Annotated in this window: 1 protein-coding gene; it reads left to right on the top strand. The window is 65.7% G+C overall.

The window, feature by feature from the left end:
* Positions 1-131: 131 nt before the first annotated feature.
* Positions 132-434, top strand: coding sequence for a GIY-YIG nuclease family protein (locus AC0L30_RS43100; RefSeq protein WP_473406802.1), 303 nt, complete (start codon positions 132-134; stop codon positions 432-434).
* Positions 435-557: the final 123 nt, after the last annotated feature.

Consider the following 557-nt stretch of genomic DNA (forward strand, 5'->3'; position numbering starts at 1 on the left):
CCCCGCCTCACCCCGCCCCCGCCCCTCCGGGTTGCGGTGTTCACATCCCGCCTCCCCCCCCACCCCCCCCCCCTCACCCGCGGCGCGGCCCCCCGGCCCCCCCCCCCGACCCAGTATCCCAGAGGCGGCAGATGGGCGCTCGCTGCTACTACGTCTACATTCTCGCCAGCAAGATGGGTGGCACGCTTTATATTGGCGTAACGAACGATCTCATCCGCCGGGTGGCAGAGCACAAGTTGAAACTGATCGAGAGCTTCACGAAAGACTACGATGTCGTGAAGCTCGTTTACTTCGAGCAGATCGACGACCCCGAGAATGCGATCGAACGGGAGAAGCGGCTGAAGAAGTGGAAGCGCGATTGGAAGATCGCGTTGATCGAGAAAGACAATCCGGATTGGAACGATCTCTATTCGGGGATTGCTGGCCCCCCATAATGCCGGCCTCTGGAATACTGGGTCGGGCGGGGGAGGCGCGCCGGGCCCCCCACCCCCATTGCGGGCGGCGGGCCCACCCCCCAGGGTGGGCGCGCAAAGGCGAACAACCCCCCCACCACCGGG

This window comes from Bradyrhizobium sp. MI1.11, assembly GCF_055811255.1.

Coding starts and splice junctions, on each gene's coding strand:
- AC0L30_RS43100 (WP_473406802.1), top strand. CDS start 132: ATGGGCGCTCGCTGCTACTACGTCTACATTCTCGCCAGCAAGATGGGT.